The organism is Paracoccus versutus, assembly GCF_029909795.1.
Taxonomy (GTDB): domain Bacteria; phylum Pseudomonadota; class Alphaproteobacteria; order Rhodobacterales; family Rhodobacteraceae; genus Paracoccus; species Paracoccus versutus.
In genome coordinates this window covers 412,403-432,406 of record NZ_CP038197.1, presented here as the reverse complement: position 1 = coordinate 432,406, position 20,004 = coordinate 412,403, and the positions used below count along the sequence as shown (strand labels likewise).

The window sequence follows — 20,004 nt, the reverse complement described above, 5'->3', positions numbered from 1 at the left end:
CTGGGAAACCGGCTTCTACGACGCCAGCCAGTTCTGCGCCGCTGCCGGGCGGCGGTCACGGCCAAGGGCTGGGGGCGTCATATGGTCTTCGATGTCGAGCCGTCTCAGCGCCGCGAGTGCGCTTTTCGCCATTTCGGGGGAAACCCGGCCGGTGGAATCGCCACCGGCAATTCGGATCAGCGCCTGGGTGATGGTATCCGCGCCGATCGGCGTTCCGGCCCGCGCAAGACGCAGAATCACCCGGCCGAGCGTGAAGGCAATCATGTCAGGGTTATTAGTGTAAAGCAAATCGTCACCCTCCCAATAATGTCAACCGCTTGCAAAGAATCCCCAAGCGAGAACCAATCTATAGTTGCATGTTTGCCAATCCATTCATCCAAGGCAACCATGTTGAATGCCGGGAAACCTGGAGAAAAAGGCAAGTCGCGCGCAAGGTTGGGGGAAAATGTTCATGCCGGCACAACCCAGGCGATAGCCGGGCGGGCATCCAGGGGGCCGCAGGATGCGCAAGGGCGATGTTTACTTGACGTCACGCCTGAACCACTCGGTGGATCGAACCTGGCATTTATGGTATTCGGCACCCCGAACTGTTAGCGGAAACTCTCAGCATATGTTGGCATACATCCTGGCCGGCGTCATCGGAGGCATGACGTCGGCGGTCATCACTCTTGCACTCGGCTGCGCGTGGGTTGCGGCACTCTTGTGTTACGTCGGCTTCGGCATTGCCGGGCTTACCCTGGCGGCGCTGCCGCGGATGGCGGTCCCGTCCTGGGCAAATGGCCGGACCGGGTCGCCGGAATGCGGCCCGATGAACGATCTGGGACGGGCCGGATAATCGCCCCCCTGCGATGACGGGCGGATGGCGCCCTTGGATCGCGCCGAATCCCGCCGATCCCAATACAACCGGAAAGATATACATTTAGCCAGCTACACGCTTCGGGAGACGGGAGCATAATGGATCTATTCATTATGCTCCGTTTCACCGTGTCGTGGTTTCCGATTCTCGCGAACTGGCTGTTATTGGAGTAGACCATGACCTACCAAAACCGCGGCAGCAGGAATCTCTGCACCGATGCGACCAGCGCCTTTCGCAAGCTGCTGACCAAAACCGGCCGCCCGCCCAGCCTTGACGAGGTGGCGGCGGCGCTCGAGATCCCGCCCGAAACCCTGGCTTCCGTCTTTCGCGACGAGGCGCATCTGATGGAGATGGCGGTCGAAAGCGCGCTGCTGCGCCTGCACGACCGCTGCATCCGGGCGACGACGGTGATCGACGGCGCCGACCCGATGGCGCAGCTCAAGGCCCTGGCCGACGCCTATATCGACTGGGCCATCGACCATCCCGGCGTGTTCTTGGCCCTGCATTCGCCGACGCTGGGCGCGCTGCGAAAGAACGCCCGCGTCACCCGCTTCGAGCAGGCGGTGATCGCGCTGATGCAGCGGCTGATCGCCCGCGCGCAGCAGGACGGCCTGCTGGCCGGGCGGGACGATCCGGGGATGCTTGCGGAACTGATCCGCTCGTTCATCTGCGGCGCGCTGCACAAGGCGATGCTGGAACGGCTGCCGGGGGAAAAGCCGGGTCCGGGGGATCTGGCCGAGATGCGCGAAAACCTGCGGCTGCTTCTGCAGCGGCTGGCCGCCTAGCCCGACAATCGACGCGCCGGGCGCGATCTAGGGCAGCCGCGCCTGGATCAGGCGCCACCAGCACTCGATGCTGGGCTCCTGCAGCAGTTCCCGCGCGCCAAGCGTGATGCCCGCCTGCTTCAGTTCCCCACTAGCGTCATCACGGAAAGCGAATCCAGGCCCGGAAACAGCAGGTTCTCGTCGGCCGGGCTTGGCGCGGTCGAGGAACCCGAGGGCTGCTATTTCGACTACCTGGGCCGGCTGGGCCCCGTCCCGGCCGAGGCGGCGGACCGCGGCTGGTGGCGCGCGCGGCTGCGCGATCTGCCGCCCCCGCCATCCCTGCCGCTGAACGACGCTGCGCCGGCGCCGGAAAGCACCCGGCTTTCGGCCCTGCTTTCGCCGGCCCCGGCCGCGGCGCTGCGAAGCCTGGCGCGGGAACTGCCGGTCACGCAAACCTCGCTTTACCTGGTGGTCTTTGCCGCCGTTCTGGCGCGGGCGACGGGCGACCGGGCCTTTCGCCTGACGCTGCCGGGCTTTTTCCGCACCCTGGTGATGCGCGACGCCTCGCGGCTGGTCGGGGATTGCACCAATATCCTGCCGCTCGGCCTGCGGGTGGGACCGGGGGCCACGCTGGCCGGGCTGGCGCGCGAGATCGCCGAGGCGCTGTCGCACCAGGCCTGCCCCGGCGTCGCCGTGCTGCGCGAGATGCCGCGCGGCGGGCAGGGCGCGGACTCCGCGCCGGTGGTCTTTACCAGCGGGCTCGACCTGGACGGGGCGCAGCGCCAGCTGCTCAGCCCCCGCGTCGGCCGGCTGTTCGGGCGGGCTGGTCTGGAGCGTCTCGCAGGCGCCGCAGGTGGCGCTGGACGTGCAGGTGGCCGCGCTGGCCGAAGGCGTGCTGCTGAACTGGGATCTGCGGCTTGACGCGCTGCCCGAGGATTGGGTCCGCGCCGGTTTCGATGCCTGCCACGCGGCGCTGTGCCGGCTGGCCGATGCGCCCGCCCTGGCGGCGTCGCCGCTGTCGGACTGGCTGCCGGCGCCGACGCGGATGCGGCGGCTGGGCGATCTGCAAAAGGCCTATCTGCTGGGCCGCGAGGGCGAAGTGCCCCTGGGCCGCACCGCCATGCAGGAATATCGCTGCTATCGCGGCCTGCTGGATGCCGGGGCCCTGGCGATCCGGGCCAGGGCGCTGATCGCCCGGCACGAGGCGCGGCGCAGCGGGCTCGACCCCGCCCATTCCGCGCTGCGCGTGCTGGACGCGGCCGAGGTGCGGCTCTCGGCCCTGCGGGACGAATTCGCCCACGCGCCGCTGCCGCTGGACGGGCTGCTGTGGCGGCTGGTGCTGGTGGACATGCCGCAGGCGGATGACCAAGCGCTGCTGGTCAAGATGGACGCGCTGGAAGCATGCCCCCCGGTCTCGCGGGGGCTTGCAGCGCTGTCCCGCTCGCCGGCGGCGGCCTATTACCTTTACACCTCGGGCACCACCGGGCGGCCGAAATGCGTGGTGCTGAACAATCGCGCCACCGCCAACGTCGTCGGCCATACGCTGGACGCCTGGGTGATCCGCGCCAAGGACGTGGTGATCTCGGTCACGCCGCTGCATCACGACATGTCGGTCTTCGACCTGTTCGGCACGCTGGCCGCCGGCGCGCGGTTGGTCATGCCGTTGCCGACCGAGGAAAAGGACGCGGTCGCCTGGAACCGCCTGGTGCGCGACCACGGCGTGACCGTCTGGTGCTCGGTTCCCGCCATCGTCGAGATGCTGCTGGCCTGCGCGCCCCAGGACGGGCTCGGCTCGCTGCGGCTGGTGGCGCGGGGCGGCGACTACATCAAGCCCGCGGTGATCGACCGGCTGCGCCGGCTGCGGCCAGATGCTGCCCTGTGGTCGCTGGGCGGCCCGACCGAGACCACGATCTGGAGCGTCTGGCACCGGATCGGCCCCGAGGACGACCGCATCATCCCCTATGGCCGCGCCTTGCCCGGCAACCGCTACCTGCTGCTGAACCCGCAGGGCGAGCCCTGCCCCGAGGGCGTGGCCGGCAGCATCCACACCACCGGCGTGAACCTTTCCCTGGGCTATCTGCGCGACGGCGCGCTGGAACAGACCGACTTCACCGAGGTCGAGGACACCCGCGCCTTTCGCAGCGGCGACCTGGGTCGGCTGCGCGGCGACGGCACGATCCTGATCGACAGCCGGGTGAACGGCTATGTCAAGGTGCGCGGCGTGCCCATCTCGCTGGCGGATGTCGAGGCCGAGCTGGCCGCCCATCCCGCCATCGCGCAGGCGCTGGTCGTGGACCTGCCCGACGCGCGGGACGAGACGGTGCTGGCCGCTCTGGTCGCCGGCCGCGCCCTGCCCGAGCCGCGCGCTGCGCGCCTTCCTGCGAAAGCGGCTGCCGCAATCGCACCTTCCCGACCGCATCCTTGCGGTCCCGGCCCTGCCGCTGTCGGCCAATGGCAAACCCGACCGCCGCCGCGCGCGCCAGATCGCAGCCGAGCCCGGCCCCGAGCCCGCCGCGCCGCGCCGGACACCGGGCGACGCGCCCGCGGACGCGGACGAACTGGCGGGCCTGATCCTTGACGCCTTCCGCGAGGCGCTCGGCGCGCCGGGGATGGGGCCCGAGGACGATTTCTTCAACCATGGCGGGCATTCGCTGGTCGCGACCCGCATCATCGGCAAGTTGCAGGCCGAATACGGCATCATCCTGCACTTCATCGACATCTTCCGCCATCCGACCGCCCGTGCGCTGGCGGATATCGCCACCCGCAGCGCGCCGGCCGCACCGATGCCCGCAGCCGGCGAGGACGCCGCCAAGGCCCAGGCGGCGCCGCTGTCCTTGGCCCAGCAATCGCTGCGGAAGGCCTATGCCGCCTTCGGCCATGGCGGCATCTTCAACCTGCCTTTCGCCTTGCGTTTCCCGACACCGGTGGACGAGACGGTCTTCGGCCTGGCTTTCGGCGACCTGATCCGCCGCCATCCCGTCCTGCGCAGCCATTTCCGCGAACGGGACGGCCAGCCGCTGCAAGAGGTGGTCCCGGTCGAGCGGCTGGGCGACGACCGCGGGTTCTGGACCAGCGCCGAGGCCGGCGATGCCAGCCGCCGGACCGAGGCCGGCCATGTCTTCGACCTTGCCCGCGAATTGCCGCTGCGGCTGCGCTTCTTCCGCGAGGGGGACGAGCAGGTGCTGTCCATGCTGTTCCACCATGTCGTGCTGGACGAATGGTCGCTGAGCCTGCTGATGGACCAGCTTGGCCACGCCTATCGCCAGCGGGCGGGGCTGGCGCCGGAATGGCCCGACCAGCCGCCGGGCTTCCACCGCTTCGCCACCGCGCAAAGGGCGGCGCAGGCGGACCGCGCGCATCTGGACTATTGGCTGCATCACCTGCGCGGCGCGCCCCGCGCCCGGCCGATCCTGGGCGATGCGCCGGGCGGACGGGATCCGCAGGGCGGCTGGACCCGGATCGACCTGCCGGCGGAAATCGCGCGCGGGCTCTATGCCACGGCGCGGCGAAACGCGGCTTCGCTCTTCGCCACCGCCTATGCGGCGATCGGCGTGGCGCTGGGGCGCCTGGGCGGCATCGGCGACCTGGTAATCGGCACCTCAGCCTCGGGGCGCAACGATCCGGCTTGGTTCGATACCGTGGGCTATTTCACCACCATGACCGCGCATCGCCTGGCTTTGGGGGCGCAGGACACGCCCGCCGCGCTGATCGCGCAGGTGCGCGACCGCATCGCCCGGTCGCTGCCGCACTCCGAGATTCCGCTGGATCAGGTGGCCGAAGCGCTGACCGGCAATCCCGTCACCCGGCTGGACGAGATGTTCGAAGTCTTCATCCAGATCCACGCCCGGAACCGGATGAACGGCGCCATCGCGTTGATGGACGGCAAGTCGCGTCGAATACCGGCAGATCGACCCGGACAAGGCAGAGACCCTTCTTGGCCTCCAATTCGAGATCGTCGAGGACGTGGCGGGCGAGACCGTCGGCCTGCGCATCATGATGAGCCATCGCGCCGACCGCTACGGCCCGGCCAAGATCCGGCAGATCACCGCGGCGGTCCAGGCGATGCTGGCCCACTTTGCGCAACCCCAGGACGATCAGCCGCTGGCCGCCGGCCTGGCAGACCCCAGTGGCGCGGCCAGCGCCCCGCCGGCATGGGCCTCGCGGGATCGTATAGGGGCCGTGGACCTGCAGCTCGCCCGGCTCGCCGATGGCGGCCTCGCGCCTGTCGGGGCGGATGATGCGCAGCTCGTCCCAGGGCGACATCGGCCGGCCCTGGGTGTTCACGATGCGCTCTTCGCTGTCGGGCGGCGCGGTAAAGCAGACCAGCCCCTCGGCCATGCCGAAGACCTGCTGCAACTGGCAGCCCAGCCCGGGCCGGATGCGAATCACATCTGGCAGCCAGCACCCGCCAGCCCGCAGCTTCTCAAGAGGGTTTGGAGATGAATGGACGCAAGATCCCGGCATGGGTCGGCACGGGCACCCTGCTGGCATTGGCCATCGCCCCGGCGCTTACCCAGGACGGCCAGGGCGCGACCGAGACGATGCGGCTGGACGAAATCGTCCTGACCGGCGAAAAGCAGGCGCGCAGCGTCAAGCACACCGCCTCTTCCGTGGCGATCCTGACCGCGCGCGACCTTGAGGAGAACGGCGGGCAGGACAGCGTCGCCGATGCGGCGACGGGCATCGCCAACGTGACCTATGTCGCCTCGGGCGGACAGGGCGGCGCGCCCACCATCCGCGGCCAGGACAGCGAAGGCGCGCATTCGGGCGCGGTGGCCTTTTTCGGCGGCACCGCGCCGCGGCTGGCCTTCACCCTCGACGGCCATTCCCTAGGCTATAACGAAATCGTCTGGGGCAGCCAGGCGCTGTGGGACGTGGAATCCATCGAGGTCTTCCGCGGCCCGCAGACGGCGACCCAGGGCGCGAATTTCGATCGCCGGGGCGATCATCGCCAGGACCAAGGATCCGACCTTCCAGCCCCAGGGCGCCGCGCAGATGGAATACGGCAGCCACAGCCGCCTGATGGCCTCGGGATCCTTGTCCGAGGATCTGGCCGGGCGCATCGCCGTCGATGACTGGGCGCGCGACAATTACATCGACTATACCAATCCCGCCTTCGCGGTCGGCTCGACCGACCGGGACCATGAATCGCACACCATTCGCGCCAAGCTGCTGTGGCAGCCGCAAGAGATCCCCGGATTCCAGGGCAAGCTGACCTTCTTGCACGGCATGACGAACCGGCCGAACTGGGAGGCCGTGACCGAACCCTATGAGGACCTGGAAAGCGCCACCGCCTCGAACCCCAGCTGGCGGCTGCGCACCAACACCACGATCCTGGACCTGAGCCATGATTTCGGCAACGGCTGGACGCTGTTCAACCAGCTGCAATATTCCGACATCCGGATCAAGCGCTCGACCGAGCCGGTCAACTCGGGCACGGTGGTCCTGGACCAGGACGTGACCTCGAACGAGACCCGACCTTCGGCACGCCCGAGGACCGGATCAGCGGCGTGACGGGGCTGTTCGTCTCGCACACGGATTCGGACGAGTTGCTGGATTACCACGGCACCACCCCCTATGACGACCGCAAGGACAGCCTGGGGCTGTTCGCCGAAGCCACCTGGCGGACCGCTGGAACCTGACCGGCGGGCTGCGCTATCAGCGCGACGACATCACCCGGTGCGGCGTGTCGAGCTTTACCCCCAACCTGCTGGACTACGACGAAAGCTTCGACGCCTGGCTGCGCAAGCTGGCGCTGGCCCATGACCTCGACCGGTCGAGCCGCATCGGCGTCATGGTCAGCAAGGGCTACAACCCCGGCGGGGCGACGCTGAGCATGAACAGCGGCGAATACGTGCCCTTCGATGCGGAGATCTCGTGGAACTACGAGATCTTCGGCCGCATCCGGTTGCTCGACGACCGGATGGGCTGACCGGGAACCTGTTCTACACCCGACTGCACGATGCGCAGCGCTATGTCATGACCAGGCTGCCGGAGAACATAGGCCGTTCGATCACCGTCAATGCCGAGCGCACCAGATCCTATGGCCTGGAACTGGGGATGGACGATCTGCTGCGCGACAACCTGCGGGTCAAGGCGGGGCTGGGCCTGCTGCATGCCGAGATCGGCCGCTTGACCAGCGCGGCGGCGGAATACCAGGGCCACCGCTTCGGCCGCGCGCCCGACTATACGCTTTCGCTGGCGGCCGATTGGGACATCACGCCGCAATGGCGGCTCAGCGGCCAGCTGCGCCATACCGACGGCTATTATTCCGACGACAACGAGGACCGCGACAGTTGGGTCGCTTCCTATACCGTCGCCAATGCCCGGCTAACCTGGCAGCCGTACGAGAACCTGCAGGCCTTCGCCTATGTCAGCAACCTGTTCGACGACCGCTCGGTGACCTCTCTGCGGGCCAGCCGCTCGATCGGCGGCTTCGAGGCCACCGTGGTCGAGCCGCGCGAGCTGGGCATCGGCCTGAAGATGACGTTCTGATGCGAAGGGTGCCCCGGCAGCGACCGGGCCGCCCTGCCCCAGGGTCGCGCTGCGGCAGGCGGGTCAGGCGCCGTCCAGCCCGCCCAGGCGGCGGATCTCGGCCACGACCTCGGCCACGCCCTCGCCGGTGCGCAGGGAGCAGAAGCGCACCGGGCGCGCGCCGCGTTGCCGGGCCGCGTCGCGCGCCATGCGGTCGCGGTCGCAGCCCACCGCCTCGGCGATGTCGATCTTGTTGACGACCAGCAGGTCCGAGCGCGTGACCCCCGGCCCGCCCTTGCGCGGGATGTCGTCGCCCATGCCGCAGTCGATCTGATAGACCGTCAGGTCCGCCAGTTCCGGCGAGAAGGTGGCCGACAGGTTGTCGCCCCCCGACTCGATCAGGATCACGTCGAGGTCGGGAAAGGCCGCCGTCAGCTCTTCGACGGCGGCAAGGTTGATCGAGCAATCCTCGCGGATCGCCGTATGCGGGCAGCCGCCGGTCTCGACGCCGCGGATGCGCTCCAGCGGCAGGGCCTGCACGCGCATCAGGTATTCGGCATCCTCGCGCGTATAGATGTCGTTGGTGATCGCGGCGACGGACAGGTCTTGCGACAGCGCCCGGCAAAGCGCCTCGGTCAGGCGGGTCTTGCCCGCGCCGACCGGGCCGCCGATGCCGATGCGAAGCGGGCCGTTCGGGCTGGTCATGTGCGATAGATCCTTGGTTGCAGCGTTTCGTGGCGGATGGCGGCCAGGTCGCCGCGCAAGGTGCAGCCGCCCAGCTCGTCCAGCGTCGCGACCTCGGCCTCGGCGGCGATCTCGCGGATCAGCGGCATCAGGGCGGCCAGCACGCGCTGGCCCTGGGTCGGGCCGATGGGCACGGACTTGACGCAGGCCGTAACCAGGTTCGAGGCAAAGGCCTGCAGGAAGAGCGCCAGCGTTTCGGCAAGCGGCACCCCCGCACGGGCGGCCGCCATGCCGATGGCGACGGGATAGGGGGCGGGTGGCAGCGCGCCCTCGACGGCCGAGAGGGCGCGGGCGAAGCTTGCCCCCTGCTCGGCCGCCTCGCGGCGGCGCTCGGCGCAACCGGACAGCGCCAGGGCAAGCTCGGCCACATCCTCGCCCCGCCAGGCATGGGCCAAGAGGATCGCGTCGTTGCGGCCCGCCCCATGGCGCAAAAGATCGGCGATCCAGTCCTGCACCGCGTCCGGCCCGGTCAGCCAGCCATCGGCGATGGCCTGCTCGATGCCGTGCGAATAGGCAAAGCTGCCCACCGGCCAGGCGGGCGACAGCCAGGCAAACAGCCGTTGCAGCGCGGCAAGCTCAGCCATGGGGGTGGGGGTGGCCATGCGCATGCTGGTGCCCGTGCCCGTCCCCATGTCCATGCCCATGGCCCATGACCTGGGCCGGGCCATAGGCGCCGCCTTCGGGGATGAAAGGCTGCCGCGCCTCGGTCACGGTCGCGCCCAGGCCCTGCAGCATGGCGCGCAGGACGTGATCGGCGCGGATGACCAGGTGGAAGGGCTCGATCTGGCAGGGCGTGTGGCGGTTGCCGATATGCCAGGCCAGGCGCGGCAGGTCGCCGGTGACGATCAGCACCGGCTCGGCTGCGGCGACGACCTCGACCGGGCCGGCATCGCTCAGCAGCGCGTCGCCATGGGCCAGCGCGGTGACTTTCGGCAGATCGACCAGCAGGTCGGCGCCCGAGCGGGTGCGCAGCAGCTTGCGGCGCAGGAAGCGGGCATCATAGTCCAGCTCGACCCGGTCGATGGGCCGGGCGGCAAGCGGCGGGTGAAGGACGGCGGTGGCTTTCATCGTCAGAACAGGAAATAGCGTTGCGTCATGGGCAGGCTTTCGGCGGGCTGGCAGGTCAGCAACTCGCCATCCGCGCGCACCTCGTAGGTTTCGGGGTCGACATGGATCTCGGGGGTGGCGTCGTTCAGCACCATCTGCGCCTTGCCGATGCCGCGCGTGCCGCGCGCGGCGACCGTGTCCTTGGCCAGCCCCAGATGGCCCAGCTCGGCATCGCGGCTGACGAAGGTCACGGCGCTGCGTTCGACCGAGCGCCCGAAGGCCCCGAACATGGGCCGCGAATGCACCGGCTGCGGCGTCGGGATCGAGGCGTTGGGATCGCCCATCTGCGCCATGACCACGGTGCCGCCCAGCAGCACCATCCCGGGCTTGACGCCGAAGAAGGCGGGGTTCCACAGCACCAGGTCGGCGCGCTTGCCCGGCTCGACGGAACCGATCTCATGCGCCAATCCATGCGCGATGGCCGGGTTGATGGTGTATTTCGCGACATAGCGGCGGACGCGGAAATTGTCGGCCGGGCCATCGCCCAGCACGCCCCTTTGCACGCGCATCTTGTGGGCGGTCTGCCAGGTGCGGATCAGCACCTCACCCACCCGGCCCATGGCCTGGCTGTCGGACGAGATGATCGACATGGCACCGATGTCGTGCAGGATGTCCTCGGCCGCGATGGTCTCGCGCCGGATGCGGGATTCGGCAAAGGCGATGTCTTCCGGGATCGAGCGGTCCAAGTGATGGCAGACCATCAGCATGTCCAGATGCTCTTCCATCGTGTTGACGGTGAAGGGCCGCGTCGGGTTGGTCGAGGACGGGATCACGTTCGCCAGCCCCGCCACCCGGATGATGTCGGGCGCATGGCCGCCGCCCGCGCCCTCGGTATGGAAGGCATGGATGGTGCGGCCGGCGATGGCGGCGATGGTGTCCTCGACAAAGCCGCTTTCGTTCAGCGTGTCGGTGTGGATCATCACCTGCACGTCCATGCGGTCGGCGACGGAAAGGCAGCAGTCGATGGCGGCGGGGGTGGTGCCCCAGTCCTCGTGCAGCTTCATCGCGCAGGCGCCGGCGCGGACCTGTTCCTCCAGCGCGGCGGGCAGCGAGGCGTTGCCCTTGCCCGCAAAGGCCAGGTTCATCGGGAAGGCGTCCGCGGCTTGCAGCATCCGGCCGATATGCCAGGGCCCCGGCGTGCAGGTGGTGGCCAGCGTGCCATGCGCCGGGCCGGTGCCGCCGCCCAGCATGGTGGTGATGCCCGAATGCAGCGCGTCGTCGATCTGCTGGGGGCAGATGAAATGGATATGCGCGTCCATGGCGCCGGCGGTCAGGATGCGGCCTTCGCCCGCGATGATCTCGGTCCCCGGCCCGATCAGCACGGTGACGGCGGGCTGGGTATCGGGGTTGCCGGCCTTGCCGATCACCGCGATGCGCCCGTCCCGCAGGCCCACGTCCGCCTTGTAGATGCCGGTCGCATCCACGATCAGCGCATTGGTGATGACGGTGTCCATCGCGCCCTCGGCGCGGGATTTCTGCGACTGGCCCATGCCGTCGCGGATGACCTTGCCGCCGCCGAACTTGACCTCCTCGCCATAGGTGGTCAGGTCGCGCTCGACCTCGATGACCAGTTCGGTATCGGCCAGGCGCACGCGGTCGCCGGTGGTGGGGCCATAGATCGCCGCGTAATCGGCGCGGGACAGCGTGGCGGGCATCCTACAGCTCTCCCATGACGGCGGCGCGAAAGCCGAAGACCCGGCGGTCGCCCGCAAAGGGGATCAGGCCCACGTCGCGGGTCTGACCCGGCTCGAAGCGGATCGCGGTGCCGGCGGCGATGTCGAGGCGCATCCCCCGCGCAGCCGCGCGGTCGAAATCCAGCGCCGGGTTGGTTTCGGCGAAATGGTAATGGCTGCCGACCTGCACCGGGCGGTCGCCGGTATTGGCGACGGTCAGGACCAGGCGGGGGCGGCCGGCGTTCAGCACGATCTCGCCCTCGGCGGGGATGATCTCTCCGGGGATCATCTCAGGCCACCGCCAGCACAAGGCCCGCCGCGGCGGTCGCAGCGCCCAGCCAGCGCGCCAGCGGCAGGCGCCCCAGCGCGATGCCGATGCCGTGCAGGCCCGCCGTCGCCAGCGCAAAGCCCGCGGCATAGGCGGCCAGCCCCTGCGCCGGGCCTTCGATCCCGTGCGCATGGCCGTGCATCATGCCGAAGACCGCGATCACCGGCAGCACCATGGCCAGGCCCGGCCGCAGGGCCAGCGCGATCGCCGCGCCGATGACGATGGAAGAGGCCAGGATCACCGGCTCGACCAGCGGCAGGCCGACCCCTGCCGCACCCAGCGCGCCGCCCGCGACCATCGCCGCCACGAAGGCCAGCGGCAGCGCCCAGATCGCGCGTCCGCCGATGCCGGCCGCCCACAGGCCCACGGCCAGCATGGCCAGCAGGTGATCGGCCCCGCCCAGCGGGTGGGACAGGCCCGCCACCAGGGGCGCGCCCCCGCCGTGGCCGGTATGGGCAAGGGCCGCGGTCGGTGCCAGCAGCAGGGCGGCAAGAAGCTTTTTCATCGCGAAGTCCTTCAGCGGATGGGATGGTGGACCGTCACCAGCTTGGTGCCGTCGGGAAAGGTGGCCTCGACCTGGATCTCGGGGATCATCTCGGGCACGCCTTCCATGCAATCCTCGGCGCGCAGGATCTCGGCGCCCCAGGACATCAGGTCGGCGACCGAGCGGCCGTCGCGGGCGCCCTCGACCACGGCGTCGGTGATGATGGCGACGGCCTCGGGGTGGTTCAGCCTGACGCCGCGCGCCATGCGGTTGCGGGCGACGATGGCGGCCATGGCCACCAGCAGCTTGTCCTTTTCGCGGGGTGTCAGGTTCATCTCTTGCCTCACAATTGCCAGATGCGCGGCGGCGGGCCGGCGCGGAAATGCGCGATGAGCGGCACCAGCGCCGCCCGCAGGGCCTGGGCCGAGGGCGCCAGGAACCGTGCCACCAGCAGGCCCGGCAGCGCGCTGACCCCGGCCTCGGCGCCCTGGGGGATCGCCGCGCGGGCCGCGTCCAGCCCATGCTCGGCCCCCGGCGCGGCAAGGATCATGGTGGCGGCGGCGCGCACCCCCGCCAGGGTGGCGGGCCCCGTGGGCATCCCGTCCAGCCGCATCGCCTCGGCATGGATCAGGCGGTCGCCGCGGCGGATGCGCCAATGGTCGCGCAGATGGAACCGGCGCAGCGTTTCCCCATGCGCCGCGCGCCCGAAGACCACGCTTTCGGCGGCCAGCAGCGTCGCGCCCGGCGCCATATCCACGGTCAGCCGCCGTTCGAGGGCCGAGCCCTCGAACAGGATCGTCTCCTGCGGCAGCCAGTCGATGCGGGCGCCTTCGTCAAGCGTCAGGAGGTTCGACACCTGCCCTGCCCCGCCGGCGCTGCGATAGACGCGCTCGGCCGCCTGCGTCGTCACCGTCAGGCTTTCGCCCCGGCCCGCATGGATGCCAAGCGCCAGCCGGTCGCCGCCGGTGATGCCGCCGGCGGTATTGACCACCACCGCCTCGCAGCGGTTCCGCGGCATCAGGATCTTGAGGCAGCCTTGCTGGTGCAGGCGCCGCAGCCGCCCTTCGGCACGCGACAGCTGCGCCGCGCCGTGGCTGCGCGGCAATGCCTGAACCGAACTGGAGATGTCCAAAGCCATGAGCGGATCCCGATGCGTTGCCCCGACCTCGGCCATGAAACAGGGCGGCGATCAACCGATGGGCAGCCGCCGCCAAGCGGCCGGGACAAAACGCCCGGCAACCTGCCCGGATATTCGCCACGGCGACGGGTTTTTGGGCAATCGCCGAACGCCTGCCGCCCTTTGGCCGCCGGTGCCGGACATGGGCCGGGAAAACCGACCGCCCCGGCCCTGCTTCGATCCATTTCTGCCCGTTCGGCAAGCGATCTCCCGCGGAACTGGCTGAAACTTCATCACCGCATGTCGCCCGGCGCCGCGCCGCGGCATGGGGTTTGGCGCGGTGCCGCCGATGGCCTCTAGTGCCCCTGAACCCGCTGCCAATGACACAGGGAAGGGAAGACAGGGATGAAGAGGATTATCAGCGCAGCCGCCGCACTGGCCGTTTCGACCGGCCTTGCCGGCGCCGCGCAGGCACAGGAAGGCGAGCCGATCAAGATCGGCGTGCTGCATTCGTTGTCGGGCACGATGGCGATTTCGGAAACCACGCTGAAGGACACCGTCCTGATGATGGTCGAGCGCCAGAACGCCAAGGGCGGCCTTCTGGGCCGCCCGCTGGAGGCGGTGGTGGTCGATCCCGCCTCGGACTGGCCGCTCTTTGCCGAGAAGGCGCGCGAACTGCTGACCGTGTCCGAGGTGGACGTGATCTTCGGCTGCTGGACCTCGGTCTCGCGCAAGTCCGTGCTGCCGGTGCTGGAGGAACTCAACGGGCTGATGTTCTATCCCGTTCAATATGAAGGCGAGGAAAGCTCGAAGAACGTCATCTACACCGGCGCCGCCCCGAACCAGCAGGCGATCCCGGCGGTCGATTACATGACCGAGGAGCTGGGCGTCGAGAAATGGGCGCTGCTCGGGACCGACTACGTCTATCCGCGCACGACGAACAACATCCTCGACGCCTATCTGAAGGGCAAGGGCGTGGCAGAGGGCGACATCTTCGTCAACTACACGCCCTTCGGGCATTCCGACTGGTCCAAGATCGTCGCGGACGTGGTCGCGCTTGGCGCCGACGGCAAGAAGGTCGGCGTGGTCTCGACGATCAACGGCGACGCCAATGTCGGCTTCTACAAGGAGCTGGCGGCGGCGGGCGTCTCGGCCGAGGACATCCCGGTCATCGCCTTCTCGGTCGGCGAGGAAGAGCTTTCGGGGCTGGATACCACGAACCTCGTGGGCCACCTGGCCGCCTGGAACTATTTCCAATCCGCCGACACGCCGGAAAACGCCGCGTTCATCGAGGACTGGCACAAGTTCATCGGCGACGACAAGCGCGTGACCAACGACCCGATGGAGGCGACGGTGATCGGCTTCAACGCCTGGGTGGCGGCGGTCGAAAAGGCCGGGACCACGGATGTCGATCCGGTGCTGGACGCCATCGTCGGCGTCGAGGTGCCGAACCTGACCGGCGGCACGGCGACGGTCCTGCCCAACCACCACCTGACCAAGCCGGTGCTGATCGGCGAGATCCGCGAGGACGGGCAGTTCGACATCGTCAGCCAGACCGAGCCGGTGCCGGGCGACGCCTGGACCGACTTCCTGCCCGAATCCGCGGTGCTGGAGGCCGACTGGCAGGACAGGAAATGCGGCATGTTCAACACGCAGACCGACAGCTGCGTGCAGATCCAGTCGAATTACTGACAGATTGCGGGGGCGGTTCCGCCGCCCCCTTCCTTGGACGGGAGCGCCCATGACCTGCCGCCTGATCGCCCTTTTGCTGACGCTGCTTCTGGCCCTGCCTGCCGCCGCCAACCCGGCGCTGGAAGCCGTCGTCGCCGACAACCTCGACCAGATCGAAAAGCCCTCGCGCCGCACGGTCGAGCCGCTGGTCGCCGAAATCGCCGCCACCGGCCCCGAGGGGTTGGCGCTGCTGTCGGCCTGGGCGGGCCGCGCGCTTGGCCTGGCCGGCGGGCGGCTGGTGATCGTGGACGGCGACGGCGCCACCGACGCGGTGACGGGACAGCCTGTCGCGGACGCGGAGCCCAGGATGCTGCGGCCCAATTCCGGCGTGCGCGGCGTCATCGAATCGGCGCTGGTCGCGGGCGAGATCGCCAGCCCCGACCGCGCCCGCCGCGCCGCCGCGCTGGCCAGCATCGCCCGCGACGGCACCGCCGCGCATCTGGCCGCCCTGCGCTCGGCCGCGCCCGAGGTCGATCCCGTCCTGGCCGCGCGCCGCGACCGGATCGAAAGGCTGCTGACCATCCGCTTCGATACCGACCCCGCCGCCCGCGTGGCCGCCATCCAGCTGATGGCGGGCGATGTCGGGCTGGATTTCCGCGCCGCGCTGAACCCGCTGCTGGCGACGCGCCGCCTGGCCGCGGCGGAGGAGCCGCAAGCCAATATCGCCCGCGAATTGCGCCCAGGCTCGGATGATTTCCCGCGCGAGGCCGCCGTCGCCCTGCTGACCGCCGAGGGGCTGATCCAGCCGCGCCTGACGCCCGCCGACCAGCGCGCCGCGCTGGCCGCGCATGTCGCCCAGGGCCGCGTGGGCGGCGTTCCCGTCGCAGAACTGTCCGACCCGCAGGCCCGCGACCGCGCCTATGAGGCGCTGGAGGCCGCGGGCGCCGTCCCCCCCGCCGCGACCGAGGCCGAGACCGAGGCGGCGCTGGCCGGCACCCGCTTCTTCGAGGTCTATGCGGAGGCCGACCCCGACGTGACCGACGCCGCCCGCGCCGCGCAAAGGGGCGCGGAATGGCGGCTGGCGGCGATGTCCGGCATCGACCTGGGGCTGGACGCGCTGTCCCTGGCCTCGATCTATTTCCTGGCCGCCATCGGGCTGGCGATCACCTTCGGCGTCATGCGCGTCATCAACATGGCGCATGGCGAATTCATCATGATGGGCGCCTATGCCGGCTATGTCACCCAGACCATGATCGCGGATCGCACCCTGTCGCTGGTGGTGGCGCTGCCGCTGGCCTTTGCAGTGACCTTCGCGGCCGGGGTGGCGCTTTACCGGCTGGTGATCCGGCACCTGGCGCATCGCCCGCTGGAGACGCTGCTGGCGACCTTCGGCGTGTCCATCGCGCTGCAACAGCTGGCCAAGAACATCTTCGGCACCCAGGCCCGGCCGCTGACCGCGCCGGCATGGCTGGAAGGGGCGATCACCGTGAACGACGTGATCTCGATCTCTTCGATCCGGGTGGCGATCCTGGTGCTTGCGGTGCTGTTTCTGGGGCTGTTCCTGTTCATCATGAAGCGCACGCGGCTGGGGCTCGAGGTGCGGGCGGTCACGCAAAACCCCGGCATGGCCGCCAGCATGGGCATCAACCCCGACCGCATCGCCATGATGACCTTTGGCCTCGGCTCGGGCATCGCCGGGATCGCGGGGGTGGCCATCGGCCTTTTCGCGCAGGTCACGTCCGAGCTGGGCCAGCAATACATCGTGCAAAGCTTCATGACCGTGGTGGTGGGCGGCGTCGGCAATATCTGGGGCACGCTGGCGGGCGCCGGGCTGATCGGGGTGCTGTCGAAGGTGATCGAATCCTTCAACCCCTCGAACACGCTGGCGGCGCAGACCTTCATGATCCTGTTCATCGTGATCTTCATCCAGTTCCGTCCGCGCGGCATCATCCCGCAGCGCGGCCGTGCGGCGGAGGCCTGACATGACCCGGCAACCCCTGATCCTGCGCAACCCCTCGGTGCTGGTCGTCCTGGCGCTGCTGGCCGTCTTCACCCTTGCCGTCACGCTGCTGAGCCAGGCCTACGGCTCGGGCGTCGTGCCGACCTCGACCGTCAAGATCCTGGGCAAGACGCTGTGCCTGGCGCTGGCCGCCCTGGCGATGGACCTGGTCTGGGGCTACCTGGGCATCCTGTCGCTGGGGCAGATGGCCTTCTTCGCGCTTGGCGGCTACATGATCGGGCAATGGCTGATGTATGCCAGGACCGAGGCCATCGTCGCGGCCGCGATGGCCGGCAACCCGATCCCGCCCACCGCGCAGGAACTGCGCGAGGCCGTCGCCAACCAGATCTTCGGCGTCGTCGGCTCGTCCGAGCTGCCCCTGGCCTGGGCCTTCGCCCACAGCCTGACGGCGCAGCTGGTGCTGGTGGTCGCGGTGCCGGGGCTGCTGGCGCTGGCCTTCGGCTGGCTTGCCTTCCGCTCGCGCGTGAACGGGGTCTACCTGTCCATCCTGACCCAGGCGATGACGCTGGCCCTGGCCTTGTGGCTCTTCCAGAACGACAGCGGCTTTCGCGGCAACAACGGGCTGTCGGGCCTGCAGAACATCCCCGGCCTGGACGGCGTCCCGCAGGCCACGCTGTCGGTCTGGTTCCTCTGGGCCTCGGCCGCGGCGCTGGCGCTTTGCTACGTGCTGGCCGCCTGGCTGGTCAGCGGCAAGTTCGGCAGCGTCATCCGCGCCATCCGCGACGACGAGACGCGGGTGCGCTTCCTCGGCTATCCGGTCGAGGGCTTCAAGCTGGTCGTCTTTACCCTGGCCGCGATGATCACCGCCGTCGCCGGCGCGCTCTATTACCCGCAGGCCGGCATCATCAACCCGGCCGAGCTGATGCCCATCGCCTCGATCTACCTGGCGGTCTGGGTGGCGATCGGCGGGCGCGGCCGGCTTTACGGCGCGATGATCGGCGCCATCGCGGTGTCGCTGCTGTCCAGCTGGTTCACCGGCGGCCGCGCGCCCGACCTGCCGCTGCCGGGCTATACGGTCAAATGGGTGGATTGGTGGCAGGTGGCGCTGGGCCTCAGCTTCGTGCTGGTCACGCTGTTCGCGCCCAAGGGCATCGCCGGCATCTTCGACCGGCTGGCGGGCGTGCTGCCGCCGCGCCGGCACGGCCGCGACCTTGGCCCCGGCCAGGGCGCCTTGCAGGAAAAGGAGGCCAAGGCATGAGCGCGCTTCTGGAGGTCGACGGCATCTCGGTCAGCTTCGACGGGTTCCGGGCGATCAACAACCTGTCCTTCGCCATCGGCGCGGCGGAACTGCGCGCGGTGATCGGCCCGAACGGCGCCGGCAAGACCACCTTCATGGACATCGTGACCGGCAAGACCCGGCCCGATTCCGGCGATGTCCGTTTCGGCGAGACCTCGCGCTCGCTCTTGCGGATGAACGAGGCGCAGATCGCCCGCGCCGGCATCGGCCGCAAGTTCCAGCGCCCCACCGTCTTCGAGGACCAGAGCGTCGCCGCCAACCTGACCATGGCGCTGAAGGCGGGCCGCGGCCCCTTTGCGGTGCTGTTCTGGAAACCCTCGGCCGCATCGGTGGCGCGGGTCGCGGAACTGGCGGCCGAGGTCGGGCTGGCCGAACACACCGGCCGCAAGGCGGGCGAGCTGAGCCACGGCCAGAAACAATGGCTGGAGATCGGCATGCTCCTGGCGCAAGAGCCGCGGCTGCTGCTGGTGGACGAGCCGGCGGCGGGCATGACCCTGGCCGAGCGCGAGCAGACCACCGCGCTTCTGGTGCGGCTGGCGCGGACCCGTGCCGTGGTCGTGGTGGAACATGACATGGATTTCGTGCGCCGGCTCGACTGCAAGGTGACGGTGCTGCACCAGGGCTCGGTCCTGGCCGAGGGCACGCTGGACCACGTGACCCGCAATCCCGACGTGATCGAAGTCTATCTGGGGCGCTGAGAGATGCTGGAAGCCAGGAACCTGACCCTTCACTATGGCGGCAGCCAGATCCTTCACGGCATCGACATCGACGCCCGCCCCGGCGCGGTGGTCTGCGTGATGGGCAACAACGGCGTGGGCAAGACCTCGCTGCTCAGCCTGCTGGCCGGGCGGCATCCGCGTTCGGGCGGCACGATCCGCCTGGACGGGCGCGAGCTGGGCCGCGTCAGCGCGCAGCAGATGGCGCGGATGGGCGTGGGCTACGTCCCGCAGGGCCGGGCGATCTTCCCGATGCTGACCGTGCGCGAGAACATGGAGACCGGATTCGCCTGCCTGCCGCGCGCCGAGCGCCGCATCCCCGACGAGATCTTCGACAGCTTCCCGGTGCTGGCCGAGATGGCGCATCGGCGCGGCGGCGACCTTTCGGGCGGCCAGCAGCAGCAGCTGGCCATAGCCCGCGCGCTGATCACCCGGCCGCGCCTTTTGCTGCTGGACGAGCCGACCGAGGGCATCCAGCCCAACATCATCGCCCAGATCGGCCGGGTGATCGCCGCGCTGCGCGACCGCGGCGACATGGCCATCGTGCTGGTCGAGCAGTATTTCGACTTCGCCTGGGATCTGGGCAACGACTTCCTGGTGCTGGAGCGCGGCCGGGCGGTGGCGCAGGGCCCCAAGGCGCGGCTGCGGCGCGAGGATCTGCACGCGCGGCTGGCCGGCCACGCGGCCGCCTGACGGGTCCAGGGTCGCCCGGCCTGTCCATGCGGCGCCATGGGACGGGGTTCGCGGCGACATGCCCGGCGCGGTTTTGCAAAGGTGTTCCGGTCCTCCAGCACCAACGCCGGCCGTCCTGCG

Annotated in this window: 23 protein-coding genes and 1 pseudogene; 14 read left to right on the top strand and 10 right to left on the bottom strand. The window is 69.6% G+C overall.

Going from position 1 to position 20,004, the window contains the following annotated elements; translation table 11 throughout:
* Nucleotides 1-15: 15 nt before the first annotated feature.
* The gene (locus E3U25_RS13155; protein WP_114537831.1) at nucleotides 16-264 is read right to left on the bottom strand and encodes a hypothetical protein; all 249 of its coding nucleotides are present in this window, start codon (nucleotides 262-264) and stop codon (nucleotides 16-18) included.
* Nucleotides 265-1,032: 768 nt separating this feature from the next.
* On the opposite strand from E3U25_RS13155, the gene E3U25_RS13150 reads away from it, so the two are divergent.
* The 4 genes and pseudogenes from E3U25_RS13150 to E3U25_RS13135 form a co-directional block, all read left to right on the top strand.
* Entirely contained in the window at nucleotides 1,033-1,641 is a 609-nt protein-coding gene (locus E3U25_RS13150; protein WP_116222713.1) for a TetR/AcrR family transcriptional regulator, read from the top strand.
* A gap of 42 nt (nucleotides 1,642-1,683) precedes the next feature.
* Nucleotides 1,684-2,541: a condensation domain-containing protein gene (locus E3U25_RS13145; protein WP_116222712.1), complete on the top strand. Its 858-nt coding sequence runs from the start codon at nucleotides 1,684-1,686 to the stop codon at nucleotides 2,539-2,541.
* Nucleotides 2,474-4,198, top strand: coding sequence for an AMP-binding protein (locus E3U25_RS13140; RefSeq protein WP_116222711.1), 1,725 nt, complete (start codon nucleotides 2,474-2,476; stop codon nucleotides 4,196-4,198). The genes E3U25_RS13145 and E3U25_RS13140 overlap by 68 nt, the downstream gene beginning before the upstream one ends.
* A 31-nt stretch (nucleotides 4,199-4,229) precedes the next feature.
* Nucleotides 4,230-5,435 (top strand): annotated as a pseudogene (locus E3U25_RS13135) (condensation domain-containing protein); the annotation flags it as partial.
* Between the two features lie 13 nt (nucleotides 5,436-5,448).
* Here E3U25_RS13135 and E3U25_RS13130 read toward each other — a convergent pair.
* Nucleotides 5,449-6,084, bottom strand: a complete 636-nt coding sequence (locus tag E3U25_RS13130) for an AMP-binding protein (RefSeq protein ID WP_338117762.1) — start codon at nucleotides 6,082-6,084, stop codon at nucleotides 5,449-5,451.
* Here E3U25_RS13130 and E3U25_RS13125 point away from each other — a divergent pair.
* From E3U25_RS13125 to E3U25_RS13105, 5 genes are read left to right on the top strand one after another with little or no spacing between them, the layout of a single operon-like run.
* The gene (locus E3U25_RS13125; RefSeq protein WP_116222709.1) at nucleotides 6,060-6,695 is read left to right on the top strand and encodes a TonB-dependent receptor plug domain-containing protein; all 636 of its coding nucleotides are present in this window, start codon (nucleotides 6,060-6,062) and stop codon (nucleotides 6,693-6,695) included. The genes E3U25_RS13130 and E3U25_RS13125 overlap by 25 nt on opposite strands.
* The gene (locus tag E3U25_RS13120; RefSeq protein ID WP_281029309.1) at nucleotides 6,643-7,134 is read left to right on the top strand and encodes a TonB-dependent receptor; all 492 of its coding nucleotides are present in this window, start codon (nucleotides 6,643-6,645) and stop codon (nucleotides 7,132-7,134) included. The genes E3U25_RS13125 and E3U25_RS13120 overlap by 53 nt, the downstream gene beginning before the upstream one ends.
* On the top strand, nucleotides 7,131-7,262 hold the full coding sequence (locus E3U25_RS13115; RefSeq protein WP_255469838.1) for a hypothetical protein: 132 nt from the start codon (nucleotides 7,131-7,133) through the stop codon (nucleotides 7,260-7,262). The genes E3U25_RS13120 and E3U25_RS13115 overlap by 4 nt, the downstream gene beginning before the upstream one ends.
* Nucleotides 7,241-7,552, top strand: coding sequence for a TonB-dependent receptor domain-containing protein (locus E3U25_RS13110; RefSeq protein WP_338117761.1), 312 nt, complete (start codon nucleotides 7,241-7,243; stop codon nucleotides 7,550-7,552). Before E3U25_RS13115 ends, E3U25_RS13110 begins: the two co-directional genes overlap by 22 nt.
* A gap of 47 nt (nucleotides 7,553-7,599) precedes the next feature.
* Nucleotides 7,600-8,115, top strand: coding sequence for a TonB-dependent receptor domain-containing protein (locus tag E3U25_RS13105; protein ID WP_255469839.1), 516 nt, complete (start codon nucleotides 7,600-7,602; stop codon nucleotides 8,113-8,115).
* Nucleotides 8,116-8,178: 63 nt separating this feature from the next.
* Here E3U25_RS13105 and ureG read toward each other — a convergent pair whose 3' ends face one another.
* From ureG to E3U25_RS13065, 8 genes are read right to left on the bottom strand one after another with little or no spacing between them, the layout of a single operon-like run.
* Nucleotides 8,179-8,799: an urease accessory protein UreG gene (gene ureG / locus E3U25_RS13100; protein WP_036755230.1), complete on the bottom strand. Its 621-nt coding sequence runs from the start codon at nucleotides 8,797-8,799 to the stop codon at nucleotides 8,179-8,181.
* A complete protein-coding gene (locus tag E3U25_RS13095; protein ID WP_370362701.1) occupies nucleotides 8,796-9,440 on the bottom strand; it encodes an urease accessory protein UreF in 645 nt (214 codons plus the stop codon). Before E3U25_RS13095 ends, ureG begins: the two co-directional genes overlap by 4 nt.
* Entirely contained in the window at nucleotides 9,415-9,906 is a 492-nt protein-coding gene (locus E3U25_RS13090) for an urease accessory protein UreE (protein ID WP_116222706.1), read from the bottom strand. The genes E3U25_RS13095 and E3U25_RS13090 overlap by 26 nt, the downstream gene beginning before the upstream one ends.
* Before the next feature lie 2 nt (nucleotides 9,907-9,908).
* Nucleotides 9,909-11,600 carry an urease subunit alpha gene (ureC, locus tag E3U25_RS13085; RefSeq protein ID WP_116222705.1) on the bottom strand — a complete coding sequence of 564 codons (1,692 nt, stop codon included), beginning with the start codon at nucleotides 11,598-11,600 and terminating at the stop codon, nucleotides 9,909-9,911.
* 1 nt (nucleotide 11,601) lies between these two features.
* Nucleotides 11,602-11,907 carry an urease subunit beta gene (locus tag E3U25_RS13080; protein WP_072462575.1) on the bottom strand — a complete coding sequence of 102 codons (306 nt, stop codon included), beginning with the start codon at nucleotides 11,905-11,907 and terminating at the stop codon, nucleotides 11,602-11,604.
* Nucleotide 11,908: 1 nt separating this feature from the next.
* Nucleotides 11,909-12,451, bottom strand: coding sequence for a HupE/UreJ family protein (locus tag E3U25_RS13075; protein WP_116222704.1), 543 nt, complete (start codon nucleotides 12,449-12,451; stop codon nucleotides 11,909-11,911).
* 11 nt (nucleotides 12,452-12,462) lie between these two features.
* The gene (locus E3U25_RS13070; protein ID WP_036755147.1) at nucleotides 12,463-12,765 is read right to left on the bottom strand and encodes an urease subunit gamma; all 303 of its coding nucleotides are present in this window, start codon (nucleotides 12,763-12,765) and stop codon (nucleotides 12,463-12,465) included.
* Between the two features lie 8 nt (nucleotides 12,766-12,773).
* On the bottom strand, nucleotides 12,774-13,568 hold the full coding sequence (locus E3U25_RS13065; RefSeq protein ID WP_116222859.1) for an urease accessory protein UreD: 795 nt from the start codon (nucleotides 13,566-13,568) through the stop codon (nucleotides 12,774-12,776).
* Between the two features lie 384 nt (nucleotides 13,569-13,952).
* Between E3U25_RS13065 and urtA the strand changes: the two genes are divergently transcribed.
* Genes urtA through urtE form a run of 5 tightly spaced genes read left to right on the top strand, consistent with a single transcriptional unit; the run spans nucleotide 13,953 to nucleotide 19,884 of the window.
* Entirely contained in the window at nucleotides 13,953-15,239 is a 1,287-nt protein-coding gene (gene urtA / locus E3U25_RS13060; protein ID WP_072462573.1) for an urea ABC transporter substrate-binding protein, read from the top strand.
* Nucleotides 15,240-15,288: 49 nt separating this feature from the next.
* Nucleotides 15,289-17,199, top strand: coding sequence for an urea ABC transporter permease subunit UrtB (gene urtB / locus E3U25_RS13055; protein WP_116222703.1), 1,911 nt, complete (start codon nucleotides 15,289-15,291; stop codon nucleotides 17,197-17,199).
* 1 nt (nucleotide 17,200) lies between these two features.
* Nucleotides 17,201-18,436, top strand: coding sequence for an urea ABC transporter permease subunit UrtC (urtC, locus tag E3U25_RS13050; RefSeq protein ID WP_036755136.1), 1,236 nt, complete (start codon nucleotides 17,201-17,203; stop codon nucleotides 18,434-18,436).
* Nucleotides 18,433-19,173: an urea ABC transporter ATP-binding protein UrtD gene (gene urtD, locus E3U25_RS13045; protein ID WP_036755135.1), complete on the top strand. Its 741-nt coding sequence runs from the start codon at nucleotides 18,433-18,435 to the stop codon at nucleotides 19,171-19,173. Before urtC ends, urtD begins: the two co-directional genes overlap by 4 nt.
* Before the next feature lie 3 nt (nucleotides 19,174-19,176).
* The gene (urtE, locus tag E3U25_RS13040) at nucleotides 19,177-19,884 is read left to right on the top strand and encodes an urea ABC transporter ATP-binding subunit UrtE (RefSeq protein ID WP_116222702.1); all 708 of its coding nucleotides are present in this window, start codon (nucleotides 19,177-19,179) and stop codon (nucleotides 19,882-19,884) included.
* Nucleotides 19,885-20,004 lie beyond the last annotated feature (120 nt).

Bases quoted from the DNA above. Each gene is read 5' to 3' on its own strand.
- E3U25_RS13155 (WP_114537831.1), bottom strand. From the start codon at position 264: ATGATTGCCTTCACGCTCGGCCGGGTGATTCTGCGTCTTGCGCGGGCC.
- E3U25_RS13150 (WP_116222713.1), top strand. From the start codon at position 1,033: ATGACCTACCAAAACCGCGGCAGCAGGAATCTCTGCACCGATGCGACC.
- E3U25_RS13125 (WP_116222709.1), top strand. From the start codon at position 6,060: ATGAATGGACGCAAGATCCCGGCATGGGTCGGCACGGGCACCCTGCTG.
- E3U25_RS13130 (WP_338117762.1), bottom strand. From the start codon at position 6,084: ATGCCGGGATCTTGCGTCCATTCATCTCCAAACCCTCTTGAGAAGCTG.
- E3U25_RS13120 (WP_281029309.1), top strand. From the start codon at position 6,643: ATGGCCTCGGGATCCTTGTCCGAGGATCTGGCCGGGCGCATCGCCGTC.
- E3U25_RS13105 (WP_255469839.1), top strand. From the start codon at position 7,600: ATGACCAGGCTGCCGGAGAACATAGGCCGTTCGATCACCGTCAATGCC.
- ureG (WP_036755230.1), bottom strand. From the start codon at position 8,799: ATGACCAGCCCGAACGGCCCGCTTCGCATCGGCATCGGCGGCCCGGTC.
- E3U25_RS13095 (WP_370362701.1), bottom strand. From the start codon at position 9,440: ATGGCCACCCCCACCCCCATGGCTGAGCTTGCCGCGCTGCAACGGCTG.
- E3U25_RS13090 (WP_116222706.1), bottom strand. From the start codon at position 9,906: ATGAAAGCCACCGCCGTCCTTCACCCGCCGCTTGCCGCCCGGCCCATC.
- ureC (WP_116222705.1), bottom strand. From the start codon at position 11,600: ATGCCCGCCACGCTGTCCCGCGCCGATTACGCGGCGATCTATGGCCCC.
- E3U25_RS13080 (WP_072462575.1), bottom strand. From the start codon at position 11,907: ATGATCCCCGGAGAGATCATCCCCGCCGAGGGCGAGATCGTGCTGAAC.
- E3U25_RS13075 (WP_116222704.1), bottom strand. From the start codon at position 12,451: ATGAAAAAGCTTCTTGCCGCCCTGCTGCTGGCACCGACCGCGGCCCTT.
- E3U25_RS13070 (WP_036755147.1), bottom strand. From the start codon at position 12,765: ATGAACCTGACACCCCGCGAAAAGGACAAGCTGCTGGTGGCCATGGCC.
- E3U25_RS13065 (WP_116222859.1), bottom strand. From the start codon at position 13,568: ATGGCTTTGGACATCTCCAGTTCGGTTCAGGCATTGCCGCGCAGCCAC.
- urtA (WP_072462573.1), top strand. From the start codon at position 13,953: ATGAAGAGGATTATCAGCGCAGCCGCCGCACTGGCCGTTTCGACCGGC.
- urtB (WP_116222703.1), top strand. From the start codon at position 15,289: ATGACCTGCCGCCTGATCGCCCTTTTGCTGACGCTGCTTCTGGCCCTG.
- urtC (WP_036755136.1), top strand. From the start codon at position 17,201: ATGACCCGGCAACCCCTGATCCTGCGCAACCCCTCGGTGCTGGTCGTC.
- urtD (WP_036755135.1), top strand. From the start codon at position 18,433: ATGAGCGCGCTTCTGGAGGTCGACGGCATCTCGGTCAGCTTCGACGGG.
- urtE (WP_116222702.1), top strand. From the start codon at position 19,177: ATGCTGGAAGCCAGGAACCTGACCCTTCACTATGGCGGCAGCCAGATC.